The sequence below is a fragment of the Sphingobacterium sp. JUb20 genome, assembly GCF_004342035.1.
GTDB lineage: Bacteria > Bacteroidota > Bacteroidia > Sphingobacteriales > Sphingobacteriaceae > Sphingobacterium > Sphingobacterium anhuiense.
On sequence record NZ_SLYV01000004.1, the window covers coordinates 365,345 to 381,733 of the forward strand.

8 protein-coding genes are annotated in these 16,389 nt (G+C 37.7%); all 8 read left to right on the plus strand.

Annotated features, from left to right (window positions below):
• Window positions 1–157 precede the first annotated feature (157 nt).
• The 8 genes from EDF66_RS09150 to EDF66_RS09185 all read left to right on the plus strand — a co-directional run bounded on the left by EDF66_RS09150 (window position 158) and on the right by EDF66_RS09185 (window position 16,190).
• Entirely contained in the window at window positions 158–1,318 is a 1,161-nt protein-coding gene (locus tag EDF66_RS09150; protein WP_207898560.1) for an aldose epimerase family protein, read from the plus strand.
• Window positions 1,319–1,748: 430 nt separating this feature from the next.
• A complete protein-coding gene (locus EDF66_RS09155) occupies window positions 1,749–3,593 on the plus strand; it encodes a glycoside hydrolase family 2 protein (RefSeq protein WP_132770150.1) in 1,845 nt (614 codons plus the stop codon).
• A gap of 99 nt (window positions 3,594–3,692) precedes the next feature.
• Window positions 3,693–6,170, plus strand: coding sequence for a glutaminase family protein (locus EDF66_RS09160; protein WP_132842142.1), 2,478 nt, complete (start codon window positions 3,693–3,695; stop codon window positions 6,168–6,170).
• A 99-nt stretch (window positions 6,171–6,269) separates the two neighbouring features.
• Window positions 6,270–7,373 carry a family 43 glycosylhydrolase gene (locus tag EDF66_RS09165; RefSeq protein WP_132842143.1) on the plus strand — a complete coding sequence of 368 codons (1,104 nt, stop codon included), beginning with the start codon at window positions 6,270–6,272 and terminating at the stop codon, window positions 7,371–7,373.
• A gap of 953 nt (window positions 7,374–8,326) precedes the next feature.
• Window positions 8,327–9,790, plus strand: coding sequence for an IPT/TIG domain-containing protein (locus EDF66_RS09170; RefSeq protein ID WP_207898562.1), 1,464 nt, complete (start codon window positions 8,327–8,329; stop codon window positions 9,788–9,790).
• A 12-nt stretch (window positions 9,791–9,802) separates the two neighbouring features.
• A complete protein-coding gene (locus EDF66_RS09175; protein ID WP_243656020.1) occupies window positions 9,803–12,952 on the plus strand; it encodes a SusC/RagA family TonB-linked outer membrane protein in 3,150 nt (1,049 codons plus the stop codon).
• Between the two features lie 11 nt (window positions 12,953–12,963).
• Window positions 12,964–15,018 (plus strand): RagB/SusD family nutrient uptake outer membrane protein, encoded by a 2,055-nt coding sequence (locus EDF66_RS09180; protein ID WP_132842145.1) that lies wholly within the window; start codon window positions 12,964–12,966, stop codon window positions 15,016–15,018.
• 188 nt (window positions 15,019–15,206) lie between these two features.
• Window positions 15,207–16,190: a DUF4973 domain-containing protein gene (locus tag EDF66_RS09185; protein WP_132770142.1), complete on the plus strand. Its 984-nt coding sequence runs from the start codon at window positions 15,207–15,209 to the stop codon at window positions 16,188–16,190.
• Window positions 16,191–16,389 lie beyond the last annotated feature (199 nt).

Consider the following 16,389-nt stretch of genomic DNA (forward strand, 5'->3'; position numbering starts at 1 on the left):
TAGGATTTTAGTACTTGTAAGGTTGAAGATAAAAAATTAAAAAGTAAATCGTAACTTTTAAGTTCAATTATTTCATTTATCTGTCAACTAAATCGCTTAAGTTGATCAATATGATCAAAATTATGAACCTTTATAAGGGACCTAAAATAAATTAAAAATGAAAAGAAAAATGGAGTGTATGGGTATTGTTAGTATCCTTGTCATTGGATTAGGATGTCAGCAAAAGAATGTCACAGAAAATAAGGATCAATCTGAAATGATTTCCTATATGGATAGCGCTGCATTTGCTGCTAAAATAAATGATCATGATGTCCAGTTATTTGAATTGAAAAATAAGCGGGGTGTGCATGCATACTTTACAAATTTTGGTGCACGCATAGTAGGTTTGTGGGTTCCGGATAAACAAGGTAATTTAAGGGATGTGGTTTTGGGATTTACAAAAGCTACCGATTACAACAACCCGGCAGAGCCCTATTTTGGAACGATTGTCGGTCCTTTTGGAAACCGTATAGCAAAGGGAATGTTTCAACTTGATGGACAAACTTACCAACTACCTATTAATAATGGTGTCAATACACTACACGGTGGGTTTAATGGCGTTCATTTTGCCAATTGGACCTTGAAAATGAAGAGCGATTCATCGATTACATTTGCATATACCTTGCCAGATAGAGCTGAAGGTTTTCCAGGAAATATTGCGATTGAAGTTACATATGGTTTAAATGACCAAAATGAACTAACAATTGAATATGAGGCGCAATCGGATAAAAAAACGGTTGTAAATCTAACAAATCATGCTTATTTTAATTTAAACGGAGAAGGTAGTGGTTCAATATTGAATCACCAGCTTCAGTTATTTGCCGATGAATTCACGCCTGTTGATAGTACATTGATTCCAACTGGAAAACTTGAGAAAGTAGGCGGATCAGCTTTTGATTTCACGACCGCTAAGGCAATTGGTAAAGATATTGATGCTAATGATCGTCAACTGTCTTATGGTAAGGGATATGATCATAATTTTGTCTTAAATAAACAAAGAGAAGGTGATTGGTATAAAGCTGCTCATATTGTGGGTGATCAATCCGGAATTGTCCTGGATATCTTGACGCAGGAACCGGGCATTCAATTTTACAGTGGTAATTTTATGAGTGAAAAGGTCCAATTGAAAAATGGTAAAAAAGACTCTTTTAGAACTGCATTTTGTTTAGAACCACAACATTATCCAGATTCCCCTAATCAACCGAATTTTCCAACAACCGTATTAGTTCCTGGTCAGATCTATAAAACTAAATCACTATATCGATTCTCAGTTCTGTAATTGTTATTTTCATATTATCCAAATATAATCAAGCCCATTTCTTATTTAGGTAATGGGCTTTTTTTTAATAATAATTTAGAATCCTTTGCTAAGCTTAATTAAATGATACAAATGCGCACATTTTTGAGAAAATTAGCAAGTTAAAGTAGCTTGTTAAATCATAAATTTGAGTAACCAGTAATTAAGCACAACGACCTAATAATCATTCAATAATTATTTCGAGGAATTATGGTTTAATCTTAGAAAATATGATCGTTTTGGGGTTAAAAGAGAATGATACTGATCACAGCATTTTAGGTTCGTGTGGAAAATATTGAGATTACAAAATAAGAATTGAATTGATTTTGATGGGAGCCTAAGTTCATGGTTTGTAGTCGTCCCATCTTTAAATATAGTGATATAGATATTAATGATTATACGTTTTTTTATTATGAAGAGAACTTTATTGTTTGCAGGTTTATTAATGACCATACAGATGAACTTTGCTCAAGATTGGAAGCCCGCAGGTTCGCATATTTTAACTTCTTGGGGGGAACAAGTAAATGTTGAAAAGCCACATCCAGAATATCCGAGACCACAGCTCGTCCGATCGAACAATTGGCAAAATTTGAATGGACTTTGGAAATATGCCATTACACCTGTCGATGCTCAGGCTATTCCAACCCAATGGGAAGGTAATATTTTGGTGCCATTTGCTGTTGAATCATCTTTGTCTGGCGTAGGGAAAGAAGTGGGAAAAGATAAAGCGTTGTGGTATAGTAATAGCATTACTTTAGATAAAGCAGTTCAAAAAAATAAGATTTTACTTCATTTCGGTGCCGTAGATTGGCAATGTGATGTATTTATCAATAACCAATTGGTCGGTAGGCACGAAGGGGGATTCGATCCCTTTACGATGGATATCTCAAAATTTCTTAAAAAGGGATCGAAGCAGGATATTGCTATTCGGGTATGGGATCCTACCGATGATGGGCCACAGCCACGGGGTAAACAAGTAAAGCATCCTAATGGAATCTGGTATACACCTGTGACAGGTATATGGCAAACAGTTTGGCTAGAGAGCGTTTCTCAAAGTCATATTGTAAGTACTAAGCAAACTCCGCAATTGGATGAGGGAAGCTTAACCTTTGAAGCTTTGGTATCCGGAGGTCAGCCTGGCGATCAGATCAAGGTGAAAGCTGTGGATGGCAGTCGTATTCTGCAGGAGCAATTAGGTGAGCCAAATGTGGCTTTTAAGATTGCTGTTCCAAATGCAGAGGAGTGGTCTCCTTCTAATCCTAAATTGTACGATCTGGAAATTCAATTGTTACGTAAGGGGAAAGTAATTGATCAGGCTAAAAGTTATTTTGCGATGCGTAAGATATCGATGCAGCAAGATAAAGATGGTATTCAACGATTAATGCTTAATAATAAGTTTACATTTCAGTATGGTCCATTGGATCAAGGCTGGTGGCCCGATGGTCTGCATACAGCTCCTTCAGATGAAGCATTGAAATTTGATGTGATCAAAACTAAGGAAATGGGTTTCAACATGATCAGGAAACATATTAAGGTTGAACCTGCACGTTGGTACCGTCATTGTGATAGTATCGGTATGTTAGTTTGGCAAGATATGCCAAGCGGTGATCTTGGTGGAAATAATTGGGATATGCAACCCGGAAAAATTTCAGGAGGTGATCGTGACAAGACGCGTTCGGCAATATCAGAACAGTATTATCGTAAAGAATGGAAGGCGATAATGGAAGTTTTGCATAATTTCCCAAGCATCGTCATCTGGGTGCCTTTCAATGAGGCTTGGGGACAGTTTAAAACTAAGGAAATTACAGAATGGACAATTGCAAATGATCCATCTCGTTTAGTGAACAGTGCCAGTGGAGGGAATTTCATGGAAACTGGACATATTCTTGACATTCATAATTATCCAGATGCTGCTATGCCTGATCCTTCTTTATTTGGTGCAAATCAGGTTTTAGCATTAGGTGAATTTGGAGGTTTAGGCTTACCGGTCGAGGGGCATTCTTGGCAACAAAAAGACAACTGGGGTTATCAAAGTTTTAAAAATAAAACGGAGTTATTGGATCGTTATAAAAGACTTATTCATGATCTAAACCGTTTGATTCCAATGGGATTATCAGCGGCAGTTTATACGCAAACCACAGATGTGGAAGTTGAAACAAATGGACTAATGACCTACGATCGAAAAGTAATAAAAATGCCTGAAAGTGAACTGAAGGCAATTCATAAACCTTTATTTGAGTTTTTAATTAAACGTTAGCGTGTATTAGGTTGCTCTACTTTTGTGCAAGTGGAGTAACCTGATTCATGAAGATAATAAATTGAAAATTTATTTAAGTAATCCATCAATATATTCATAATGAAATTAAAATATGTCGCTATAGCTGTTCTGTTGTGTCAATCGCTTTTTTCGTCGGCGCAACATAATCCAGTCAAAAATAATTTGCGCGCACCTGCTTTTCCTCTAGTCACCATTGACCCCAATACCAGTGCGTGGTCGTATAGTGATGAACTTTATGGTGATGTTGTGCGGCATTGGACCGGAAAAACTTTTCCGTTGCTTGGCGTCATAAAAGTAGATGGTAAAGCCTATCGTTTTTTAGGTAAAGAGGAAATAGAATTAGAACCTATCGCACGAATGGGAGAAGATGATCACTGGAAAGCGCCATACACAGAGAAGGAACCTTCTGCCGGATGGAATACCTTGGCATTTGATGATGCGAACTGGAAAACAGGGATTGCGCCATTTGGTACAAAAGATAAAGAATCTCATGCGAAAACAGATTGGCAAGAGCCTAAGATATGGGTTAGAAGGATTATCAACTTAGAAAAAGATTTAGCGGGACAGTCTGTTTATATTGAATTTACCCATGATGATGATGCAATTTTATATGTTAATGGAATAGAAGTCGTTAATACCGGAAATAGAACCGGTAAAAATAATCGCGTCAAACTCTCAGATGAAGTTGTTAAAACCCTTCGGAAAGGGAAAAATATCATTGGAGGTTACTGCCACAACAGAGTTGCAAATGGCTTTTTTGATTTTGGCTTATTTTTAGAAAGAGAGGGGAGTAATCATTTTGATCAGGAAGCAAAGCAAGAAAGCGTTGATGTGCAAGCAACACAAACTCATTATGTTTTTGACTGTGGGCCGGTAAAAGTGAAAGTAAGTTTTACTGCTCCTATGTTTTTGGATAATTTGGATTTACTGACACGACCTGTCAATTATTTATCTTATCAAGTTGAATCAAAAGATGGTAAAAAACATCAAATCGAATTCTATTTTGAAGCATCTCCAAACTGGGCATTAAATTCGCCATTACAAGAATCTGAAAGTAGTGAATTTAAAAATGGATCCTTACAATACGTAAAAACAGGAAGTAAGAATCAACAGATACTGGGTAATAAAGGTGATGACTTGCGTATTGATTGGGGATATTTTTATATGGCTGGAGATCAAAAAAATACCAAAGCCATGATTGGTGATAGCCATGATTTAAGGAAACAATTCTTAAAATCAAATCACGTTATTCAAAGCTCTGTTTCAGGGAAGCAACTGGCCCTGCGTCAGTCATTCTCCGTAACGTCCAAATATAGTGATAAGATACTTTTAGGTTACGACGATTTATATGCGATTCAGTATTTTAACGAAAACTTACGTCCTTATTGGAATAGAGATGGCCAAAGTACCATTGAAAAGCAATTTGATTTAGCAAATAAAGAATATAGCAAATTAATAAAAGCCTCAGATCAATTTGATGCCCAATTGATGCAAAGCGCGATCAAGGCTGGTGGTAAAGAATATGCAGCATTATGCGCACTTGCGTATCGTCAAGCGATAGCTGCACATAAATTGGTAAAAGCACCAAATGGTGATTTACTTTTGTTATCGAAGGAAAATGATAGCAATGGATCTATTGGCACCGTCGATATTACTTATCCCTCAGCACCATTATTTCTATACTATAATCCTGAACTGGCAAAAGGTCTTATGAATTTTATTTTCTATTACAGTGAAAGCAATAAGTGGACAAAACCTTTTGCGGCACATGACGTGGGTACCTATCCGATAGCAAATAAGCAAACCTATGGCGGAGATATGCCAGTAGAAGAGTCTGGCAATATGTTAATATTAACTTATGCTATTGCTAAAGCGGAAGGCAATGCTGCTTATGCAAAGAAACATTGGAAAGTCTTATCTACCTGGGTAGATTATTTGGTAGAGAAAGGACTTGATCCAGAAAATCAGTTATGTACAGATGACTTTGCAGGGCATTTTGCTCATAATGCCAACTTATCGATTAAAGCGATTTTAGGAATTGCTTCTTATGGTTATTTAGCGGAGATGATGGGTGATCAGCAAACCGCTGATAAGTATCTCAATCAAGCAAAATCAATGGCTAAGAAATGGAAGACAATGGCACAAGACGGTGATCATTATAAACTTACCTTTGATCAATCTGGTACGTGGAGTCAAAAATACAACATGGTCTGGAACAAAATATTAAAAATGAAAATTTTTGATGAAGATATTCGTACAACTGAGATCAAATACTATCTCACAAAGCAGAACATTTATGGTCTTCCATTGGATAACCGTCAACAGTATACAAAAACTGATTGGATTTCTTGGACTGCAACGATGGCCGATGACAAAGAAACCTTTGAAAAATTCATTAGCCCAGTATATCGTTTTATGAATGAGACAGTAGATCGTGTACCCATGTCAGATTGGATCTATACAGATAAACCTAAACGCTCAGGTTTTAAAGCTAGATCTGTAGTAGGTGGTTATTTTATCAAAATGCTGGCAGAAAAAATGGAAAAAGTAAAGTAGATTTAGATAGGTTGGTTTGTAGGGCCTTGTGTATACCTGTATGCAACAAGGCCCTTTTTTTAATGCAGGCTCAACCTACGGACATATTATTCATTTATCATGTATAAATTAAATGTAACCGGTCGTTTTTTAGTACTTATATGTACTGTTTATTTTTCGATTTCGTGTAGTAGTTTAGGATTGCGGAAGAGCAATCTGACCGGTGGCAGTGATGCTACTACTGGATCTAACACGTATTTGAATCCAGTATTTGAGCCTATACTTGCGGATCCAACAGTACTTAAAGATCCGAAGTCAGCCTATTTCTATGCGTATGGTACTGCTGATAATTGGGGAGATGAACACGGAGAACGTCTCGTATCTATATTACAATCTAAAGACCTTGTTCATTGGAAATGGATAGGGACAGCCTTTCAACAGAAGCCATCATGGAAAATGGCTGGAGGAATCTGGGCACCTGATGTTATCAAGCTAAAGAACAAATATTTGCTGTACTATGCATTTTCCACTTGGGGAGATTCCAATCCAGGAATAGGTGTCGCGGTTGCAGATCAACCTATTGGTCCATTTTTAGATCAAGGTAAATTATTCGATAGTCAAGAAATTCAAGTTCCCAATTCTATAGATCCCCATTTCTTCTCCGATAAAGGCATTAATTATCTGTTCTGGGGAAGTTTTAGTGATGCTGATACGCAAGGTACATATGGAATACCGTTGACAGATAATGGATTAGCTATTTCCAGTTTACAGAAAAAGTTTAAAGTGGCCGCAGGAGATTTTGAAGCTGTTATGATTCATAAACGTAGAGGGTATTATTATTTATTTGGTTCAAAGGGTTCTTGCTGTGAAGGAGCCAAGAGTACTTATCATATTATGGTGGGGCGTGCAAAAGTATTGCAAGGCCCATATTTTGATAGAGAGGGGCGAGATTTGAAAATGAGGGGTGCTGGCACGCTGTTGCTAGAGGGTAATGACAACTTTGTAGGTACAGGGCATAATTCTCGTATCATGACCGATGAGAATGGCATTGATTGGATGCTGTATCATGGAATAAACCCTAAGCAAAGCCGTGTATCTTCAGGAGGTAACAGACGCGTTCTGCTCTTAGATCAAATTAAATGGGTCGCCGACTGGCCTATAGTGGAAAATAATACCAGTAGCCATTTAGCTAAGGAAGCACCATTTTTTAGAGCAGTACAATAGTCGACAGCACTATCCAAATTTTTAATCTATAGAGTTCGTAATACTAGCACTTAACAATCACTAGCTGTTAAGCTCCTTTCATATCTAGTTTTTTGTCTCGTTATATTCACTTGAAGATCAGTTGAGTTAATTTTAAAATTAATAATTACACTTTTTGGTAAAATTTGATAAATTCAATTTTACTGAAGTAATGAGTTGTTTTGACCAGGTGAAGGATGCAGATTAAGACGAACTCGCAATTGATAAATCTACCCATTTTGTTTCGTACATACTCACAATTTCAACTGCTCTTTTGAGACCGTTAAAGAGCGGTTTTGTGTTTATCTGATGTATATATTCTCATGTACGAGAAGCTATTCTTTACTGTCTTTTATAGAATTCTTTTTTGTGTAAAAATCGATAAACTTACTTCCTTTGGATGGTCTCTATTCATTTATTCTTTTTTTTAACCAAGTTTTTATCCTCGGAAATCTTGTTTGAAAATATATTCAACATGTCTTTTTGTTTATTTATGATACTAATTAGCAGACTGTTGAGATGAATTGGTAGTGTCATGTTTTTTGTGTTGATTAATTTTGATTAATCAATTATAGCATTAAACCTTCTAATATAATTAGAGACTTTATTTGAAACCACATGTATTCTGAGGTTAGGGAAATAGCGATTTTTATAAAATTATAGCTACTATTTTTTTTGACCATTATCATATAGTTCTATACTGGTATAGCAGTTATAAATGTCTTCACCTGGTTTTTTAAAAGATCTAAATTACAAGAAGTAAATTAAAAATGTAGCAGTTTATATATCGTTAAAAAGTGGAGACCGTATTGAGGTCCTTTTTTTAATTTAAAAAGCTAATACCATTTAGCTGTGGTGATATTATTCACTTATGTTATTTGTATCGATGATAATACTTTAAATACTGAGAATAAATTTTAACCAAATTATATTTTATGATAACTAAACAGTTTATTAACAGCAATAGGTGTCTCCTAAGCAATATGCTATGGACATTTCTTGTACTTATTTTTGGATTGGGGGGCTGTAAGGATGATATTAAAAATGTCACTGAGGCGTTGCCTTTTGATTCAGCTAAACCTGTGGTTGTATCTGATTTTAGTCCAAAAGCGGGAGGTATGGGGCAGCGCCTTGTTATCTATGGACAAAATTTTGGAAATGATCCCACAAAGATAAATGTGCTTATTGGAGGAAAGCAAGCAAAAGTCATTAGTGCCGTCGGAGAATCACTATACTGCTTGGTCCCAAGGCAAGCGTTTAATGGGGATATTGAAGTGCGGGTCGGAGATCCAAATAAACAAACTATTGGTAAATCTGCAAAACCTTTTGACTACCAGCGCAAAATGGTTGTATCTACCATTATAGGATACCGAAACTCGCGGGGGGATGAACCGTGGAGGGACGGAAAATTTAAGGATGCAGACCAAAGTAAAATGGCAAGTGGATTCTGGGAGCCTTCTTTTATGAAATTTGATCCTGTGAATCCGAAGCATCTCTGGATGACATTCGATAATAACAATGGACTTTACTTGATCAATTTTGCAGATAGTACCGTAACAAAAAAACGTTCTGATTTTGACCGTCCCCGTAGTATTGATTTCACGGTTGATCATAAATATATGATTATCGCAGAAGACCGCGGCGGAGAAAATGATCGAGCAACTTATCGATTATCGCGTGATAGACAGTGGCAGGATAGGGAGGTGCTGACCACCTATAGGCAGTGTAATGGTGCCTCTGTTCATCCTATTAATGGGGAGATGTATTTTAATAGTTATGAGAAAGGACAATTTTTTCGTTTCGATCTGAATAAATATTTTAATGAAGGTCTTGATGTTAAAGGCTACGAACAATTATTTGTCGTGCATGATCCGCAATGGGAATATAAGATTTTGATTCATCCTACAGGAAACTACGCATACATTGTCGTCATTAACCAGCACTATATCCTTCGTGTCGATTATAATTGGGAAAAGAAACAGTTTAATCAACCGTATTTGGTTTGTGGTCAACTTAGAGGAGCTGGTTATGAGGATGCGGTAGGTTCTTCTTCAAGACTGCGAAATCCTTATCAGGGAGTCTTTGTTAAAAATCCGAAATACGTCGCTGATGGTAAGACAGATGAATACGATTTTTATTTCACAGATCAGCAGAATCATGCTATCCGTATCTTGAAACCCGATGGGAGTGTGACGACTTTTGCAGGAAGGGGCAGTTCCAGTATCAATGCTAATCCATATGGCTATGTAGATGGAGACCTGAGACAGGAAGCACGTTTTGACAGACCTTCTGGTATCGCTTACAGTGAAACAGAAGGTGCATTTTATATAGGAGATCAATCAAATCGCCGTATCCGTAAAATCGCACTTGAAGAAATGGATCAAAGTATTAACGAATAACCAGTGGTTTTAATGATGAAAAAATTCTTAATAATATGCATGTTGCTGTTCGGCTTCACCTGTAGTCTTTTGGCTCAAGAGATCGTCGAAGTAACTGGTGTCGTCACGGACGCCCAAAAACAACCTTTAGTAGGGGTTAGTATTTTTGTAACCGATTCACCTGGATTAGGTACGGTTACCGATAATAATGGTCGGTATAAAATCAAAGTAGAACGCTATAAAAGATTAACATTTTCTTATATCGGATATATTAAACAAGACCTGCTGATTAAAGATGTCTTTGTTATAAATATGGCATTGGAAAAATCAGAAACAAGTGTTCTGGACGAAGTTGTAATCACAGGAACTGGTGCCCAAAAGCAATTGACTTCTACAGGAGCTGTAAGCAGTGTAAATGTCAATGACTTGAAATCCAATCCAACTTCGAGCTTATCCAATGCATTAGCAGGAAATGTACCGGGTGTGATGGCCATGATGCAATCTGGACAACCGGGTAAAAATATTTCTGAATTCTGGATTCGCGGTATTTCAACTTTTGGTGGTGGCACAGGTGCACTGGTTTTGGTTGATAATATTGAACGTAATATCAACGATATCAATATTGAAGACATTGAATCCTTCTCCGTGCTCAAAGATGCTGCAGTTACTGCAATATATGGTTCTAGAGGTGCAAATGGAGTTATTCTCATTACGACTAAACGAGGTAAGGAGGGTAAAATTAATATCAATTTTAAAGATGAAACAATTTATAATACCCGAACGATTACTCCTCAATTTGAAGATGGAGTCACTTACGCTAATCTCTTAAACGAATCGCGGATCACGCGTAATCAGGCACCCATTTATCAACCTGAAGAATTAGAAATTTTGAGATTAGGACTGGATCCAGATTTATATCCAAATGTAGATTGGCAAGATCTGTTACTCAAAGATGGTGCGATGACCTATAGAGCCAATCTGAATATGAGTGGCGGTGGCCCCACAGCGCGCTATTTTGCTTCAGGGAGTTATGTTGAAGAAGGTGGGATGTATAAGATCGATGAAACATTGCGTAATGATTATAATACCAATGCAAATTACAAACGTTGGAATTATCGTTTGAATACTGATTTTAATATCACAAAAACTACGGTAGCTAAAATTGGTGTTGCAGGATCGTTAGATAAACGAAACAGCCCAGGAATGGGGGATGATGATTTCTGGGGGGTACTCTTTGGGTATTCGCCCATCCGTACACCTGTTATGTATTCGAATGGTTACGTACCAGCGATCGGTACAGGGAATCAGACTAATCCCTGGGTAGTTGCTACGCAGACGGGCTTTAATGAGAATTGGACCAATAGTATCCAGACAAATGTATCTATAGAACAAAATTTCGATTTCATTACTAAAGGACTTCGGGCTAGGGGAATCGTCGGTTTTGATACCAACAATAAAAGTAATATATCCCGTCGTAAATGGCCTGAGCAATGGCGTGCTGAACGTGCGCGCGATGAAAATGGAAATCTGATTTTTACGCATGTATCCAATCCCAGTGAAATGTTTCAAATGAGTGGAGCTGAGGGAGAAAGACGTGAATTTCTGGATTTAATGTTCAATTATGATCGAAGCTTTGGCGATCATAATATAGGTGGGGTAATCCGTTTTACGCGTGACGCCTTAGTAAAAACCGTAAACATTGGTGATGATATTAAGAATGGTATATCGAGAAGAAATCAAGCACTCGCAGGACGGGTAACCTATAATTGGAAAAATAGATACATTACCGATTTTAATTTTGGTTACACTGGTTCCGAAAATTTCGCTATTGGACAGCAGTATGGTTTTTTTCCAGCAGTTTCTGCAGCCTGGAACGTATCAGAGGAATCCTTTATCAAGGAAAACTTCGATTGGGTCAATATGTTTAAGATCCGGTATTCATGGGGTCGCGTCGGTAATGATCAATTAAAAGTAGGTAATAATCAGGAAAGGTTTCCTTATTTATATACGATCGAAGAAATCTGGCGAAGGAATAGTGACGGAAGTTTTGCTTTAGATGGTGCAGGTAACAGGATACCAGATGGGGGTTACCAATGGGCCGATTATGGTTTCAATAGGTACTATCAAGGAATGAAATATGCGCAAGTAGCGTCTCCATATGTGACCTGGGAGATGGCAACGAAACAAAATCTAGGATTCGATATTTCACTTTTTAAAGATAAGATTGTTGCTAATCTTGATTTCTTCAATGAGGAGCGTACAGGTATATATATGGAACGCAGATTTTTACCTGCGATCGTTGGACTTGAAAGTACGCCTCGTGCCAATGTAGGCGCGGTGCAGTCACGGGGTTTCGATGGTCGATTTGAATATAAGCAAACGTTAGGGGCTTTCAATATCACTGCAAGAAGTAATATTACCTATAGTAAGAATATCATTTTAGAAAAAGATGAAGAGAATAATGTGTACGGTTATCAGAATGAACGCGGTTTCCGTGTTGATCAGGCTAAAGGATTAGTTGCTTTAGGTCTCTTCAAAGATTATGATGACATCCGCAACAGTCCGAATCAAACTTTCGGAAATTATCAACCTGGAGACTTGAAATATAAAGATATTAATGGTGATGGAGTGATTGATGATGGTGACCGTGTACCTATTGGTGCTACCAGAAGACCAAATTTGATTTATGGTATTGGTGCTTCGATCAGTTGGAAAGCGATTGATCTAAATGTCCATTTTCAAGGAGCGGGAAAATCTACTTTCTCCACCTATGGAAAAACTGTGCACGCATTCAGTGAGGGCGAGTGGGGGCAAGTTATGAAAGGCGTAATGGGCGATAACCGTTGGGTTTCTGAGGATATTTCAGGAGATCCAGCGACTGAAAACCCAAATGCTTCCTATCCACGTTTAAGTTATGGCTATAACGCTAACAATTTTAGAGAATCTACCTACTGGCTTAGAAATGGTCAATATCTTCGTCTTAAAACGCTGGATATCGGTTACTCTATTCCTAAGTCATTAGCTAATCGAATCAAGACTAATAACATTCGAATTTTTCTTGTTGGAAGTAACTTGTTGACCTGGTCAAAATTTAAGCTTTGGGATCCTGAACTCGCGAGCCCTAGGGGTGAAGACTATCCGCTTCCGAAATCATTTACGTTAGGCATTAATGTTAATCTATAAATTGAATAAAAATGCAAAAGAAGATATATTTCATGCTATTATTTGTGCTGTGCACAACTTTTATTTCCTCCTGTAAAAAGAATTATCTGGAATCTGATCAATATTTTAAGGATCGGATCACGATTGAAAAAGTCTTTAAGAGTAAAGTATATACAGAGGAGTGGTTAGCACATGTTTTCCAAGAGTTTAAAGGAGAGAATGTTGACGTTGCCAGCAAGGGGCTCACGCCCCATAATTTTGCAGATGATATGTATTATGGTGATCGGGATCGTGATTTTGATCCTTCAAAGACCGAACTATCCTATAATATGTTCAAAATGGGGATTTATACTGAAAATGATAAGCAAGGTAGCTGGACGCAGTGTTATCGGGGCATTCGCAATGCCACTACTTTTATTCATCATGTGTATATGAATACAGAAATGACTGCTGCTGAGATCGAAGATTATCGCGGGCAAGCTCGTTTTGGTAGAGCTTACCTCTATTGGTTACTCTTGCGGAAATACGGTCCGATTCCATTGTTACCTGATGAAGGAATTGATTATACACAAAGTTATGATGACATTGCTACAGCACGCAGCACCTATGAGGAGTGTGCTAAATTTATTGCTGATGAGCTATTATTGGCGGCTAAAGAAATGGAAAAGCTAGGTATGAATCGTGGTCAGGATGGTTCTGCTCGCCCTAGTTGCGGTGCCGCATTGGCCACACGTGCTAAAGTATTGCTGTATGCGGCAAGTCCATTAGCCAACGGAAATACGTCAACCTTTTCAGCGAGATTGGTCGATGATGTCGGTAAGCGGTTGCTTTCAGTAGATTATCAAGATGAGAAATGGGCTCTGGCTGCAGCCGCTGCGCGAGATGTGATTGAATTAGGCGTATATCGGCTGTATTGGGTTCCAATCCAAGAAACTGGTGATGATGCAACTGTAGTTCCGCCAAATGATAATAATTTTTCAGGAAAGAACTGGCCGGAAGGTTGGGCAAATATTGATCCTGCCAAATCCTATGCGCAAGTGTTTGACGGTACTTTGCAAGCCTCAGGAAATCCGGAACTTATTTTCACTAGAGGTAATAATCAAGATGGTGAAAGCGTAGCAGATATGGTTATCCATCAGTTGCCTCGTTCTGCAACCGGATGGAATACGCATGGTCTTACACAGAAGCTCGTCGATGCATATTATATGAATGACGGAAAAGATATTCCAGGTAAAGATAGTGAGATCGGACGTGGAAATGGAACAAACCGGTTAAGTGGTTATGTATCAGCTGATGATTATAGCAAAGGTAAATATAGGCCATTGAGAGAAGGTGTTTCTTTGCAATATGCCAATCGAGAGCCTCGGTTTTATGCTTCTGTTGCTTATAATGGTAGCTTCTGGACTTTACTGAATGAGACCTTGGAACGCAATCGCAATCAGCAAGTGTTTTATTACCGCGATGATACAAAGGGTAATGGCTTCAACTCATCCAATGCATACTGGCTCCGTACGGGTTTTGGAGTGAAAAAATTTGTTCATCCAAGTGACACTTACGAGGGGGGGAGTGCGTCACGCGTTATTTCAAAAGCTGAACCTGCCATTCGTTATGCTGATATTTTATTGGTCTATGCCGAGGCATTAAATGAATTAAGTGGTTCCTATAATATTCCTTCGTGGCGCGGTACAACTTATGCGATCAGTCGCGATATTAAAGAGATACAGCGTGGTACTCATCCGGTTCGTATTCGTGCTGGTGTACCAGACTATCCTGCTCAGGTGTATACTAGCAAAGTGGAATTAAGAAAAACTTTGAAACGAGAACGTTTTATAGAATTGATGGGAGAGGGACAGCGTTACTATGATTTACGTCGTTGGATGGATGCGCCTGTTGAGGAGGCTTTACCAGTTTATGGGTGTAATATTTTGATGAATGTTAAGGAGCGAGATCTCTTTCATAGACCAGTAGCCATATGGACACTTAAAACGACCTTTGCGGATAAAATGTGGTTTTGGCCGATCAGTCATAGTGAGCTTAAACGTAATAAGAGATTGACTCAAAATCCAGGATGGACTTACAATGATTAAAGATATGTGATGCTTATGCATATGAGCTAAGCGGTATAACACAGTGATGGAATATTGTAAAATTAGTTGATGCATGCTTTTAGATCGTAAATAATATAGTACTTAAAATAAATGCCTTTAAAAAAAAAGAGTGTTACTAAACTCTTGTATGCCCTTTATAATTTACACTTATAAAAATAAATTGTCCAATGAAAAAAAGATATATACAACTCTTGTTACTCTCTTTGCTGTTCTTATTTAGCGGCTGCAATGATGAATGGAAAGATGAACAATTTGAAAATTTTGTGTCATTTAAAGCACCTTTGACAATTGAGGGTGTTTCTAATATCTATGTGCGGTATAAAGGAGATCAGAAAACGACTTTCATGCTACCTATGATCGTTAGCGGATCGACTATCAATGATAAAAATATGACTGTTCAAGTTCGTGTGGATCCCGATACATTGAAGGTGTTGAATTATGAACGTTTTCAAAACAGGGAAGATTTTTATTACCGGGAGCTTATGAGTCAATACTTTTCAATGATTCCAGCAGTTCATATAAAAGCTGGTGAAAGCACTGCTTTAATGCCAATAGATTTCACGCTTAAAAATATTGACATGGTCGATAAGTGGGTTCTCCCATTAACGATCTTGGACGATGCGTCCAATGGATACAAAGCTAATCCTCGAAAACATTATCGTAAAGCTCTATTGCGTATCTATCCTTTTAACAATTACTCGGGAACCTATAGCGGTACAGCTTTGAAAACAAATATGGAGGGATATGAAAACGAAACTCCTATTGTTAAAAGTGAAATTCGGAGTTATGTCGTTGATGAAAATACGATTTTCTTTTATGCAGGAAACATAGATGAAGAACGACAAGATCGTGGTAAATATAAAATTTATGCAACTTTTAATGAAACTGGTGGGGTCAGCTTTCGTGCTGATAATGCCAACATGAATTTCAAAGTGAATAAAGATGCCAGTTATACTATTTCAGAGCAGATGGATGCGGTAAGGCCTTATCTACTGCACCGCTACATTGCTATCAATAATATTGACTATCAATTTACCGACTATACGATGGTTCCAAATGTTGCTATTAAATATAAGGTTACGGGGTCATTGATTTTACAACGGCGATTGAACACCGAGATTCCTGACGAAGATCAGTCAATCGAATGGTAAAGAAGGAACGATCGGATGTGTCGCAGAAAAACTAGTTTGGTGATTTAGTTTGTAGGAAAATGCGGAGCGTAAAAACTTCGCATTTTTTTTATTTTAACGGGCTAACATCATGGAAGATATTAGCCCGTTAATTTTAAAGGTTGCGTTTTTATCATATTGTGAGAAACAGTAACCATGTCTGGCTTTTTTATTTGGTTGT

What these genes read in the sequence shown, in the direction of transcription:
- EDF66_RS09150 (WP_207898560.1), top strand. Translation starts at nt 158, where the DNA reads ATGAAAAGAAAAATGGAGTGTATGGGTATTGTTAGTATCCTTGTCATT.
- EDF66_RS09155 (WP_132770150.1), top strand. Translation starts at nt 1,749, where the DNA reads ATGAAGAGAACTTTATTGTTTGCAGGTTTATTAATGACCATACAGATG.
- EDF66_RS09160 (WP_132842142.1), top strand. Translation starts at nt 3,693, where the DNA reads ATGAAATTAAAATATGTCGCTATAGCTGTTCTGTTGTGTCAATCGCTT.
- EDF66_RS09165 (WP_132842143.1), top strand. Translation starts at nt 6,270, where the DNA reads ATGTATAAATTAAATGTAACCGGTCGTTTTTTAGTACTTATATGTACT.
- EDF66_RS09170 (WP_207898562.1), top strand. Translation starts at nt 8,327, where the DNA reads ATGATAACTAAACAGTTTATTAACAGCAATAGGTGTCTCCTAAGCAAT.
- EDF66_RS09175 (WP_243656020.1), top strand. Translation starts at nt 9,803, where the DNA reads ATGATGAAAAAATTCTTAATAATATGCATGTTGCTGTTCGGCTTCACC.
- EDF66_RS09180 (WP_132842145.1), top strand. Translation starts at nt 12,964, where the DNA reads ATGCAAAAGAAGATATATTTCATGCTATTATTTGTGCTGTGCACAACT.
- EDF66_RS09185 (WP_132770142.1), top strand. Translation starts at nt 15,207, where the DNA reads ATGAAAAAAAGATATATACAACTCTTGTTACTCTCTTTGCTGTTCTTA.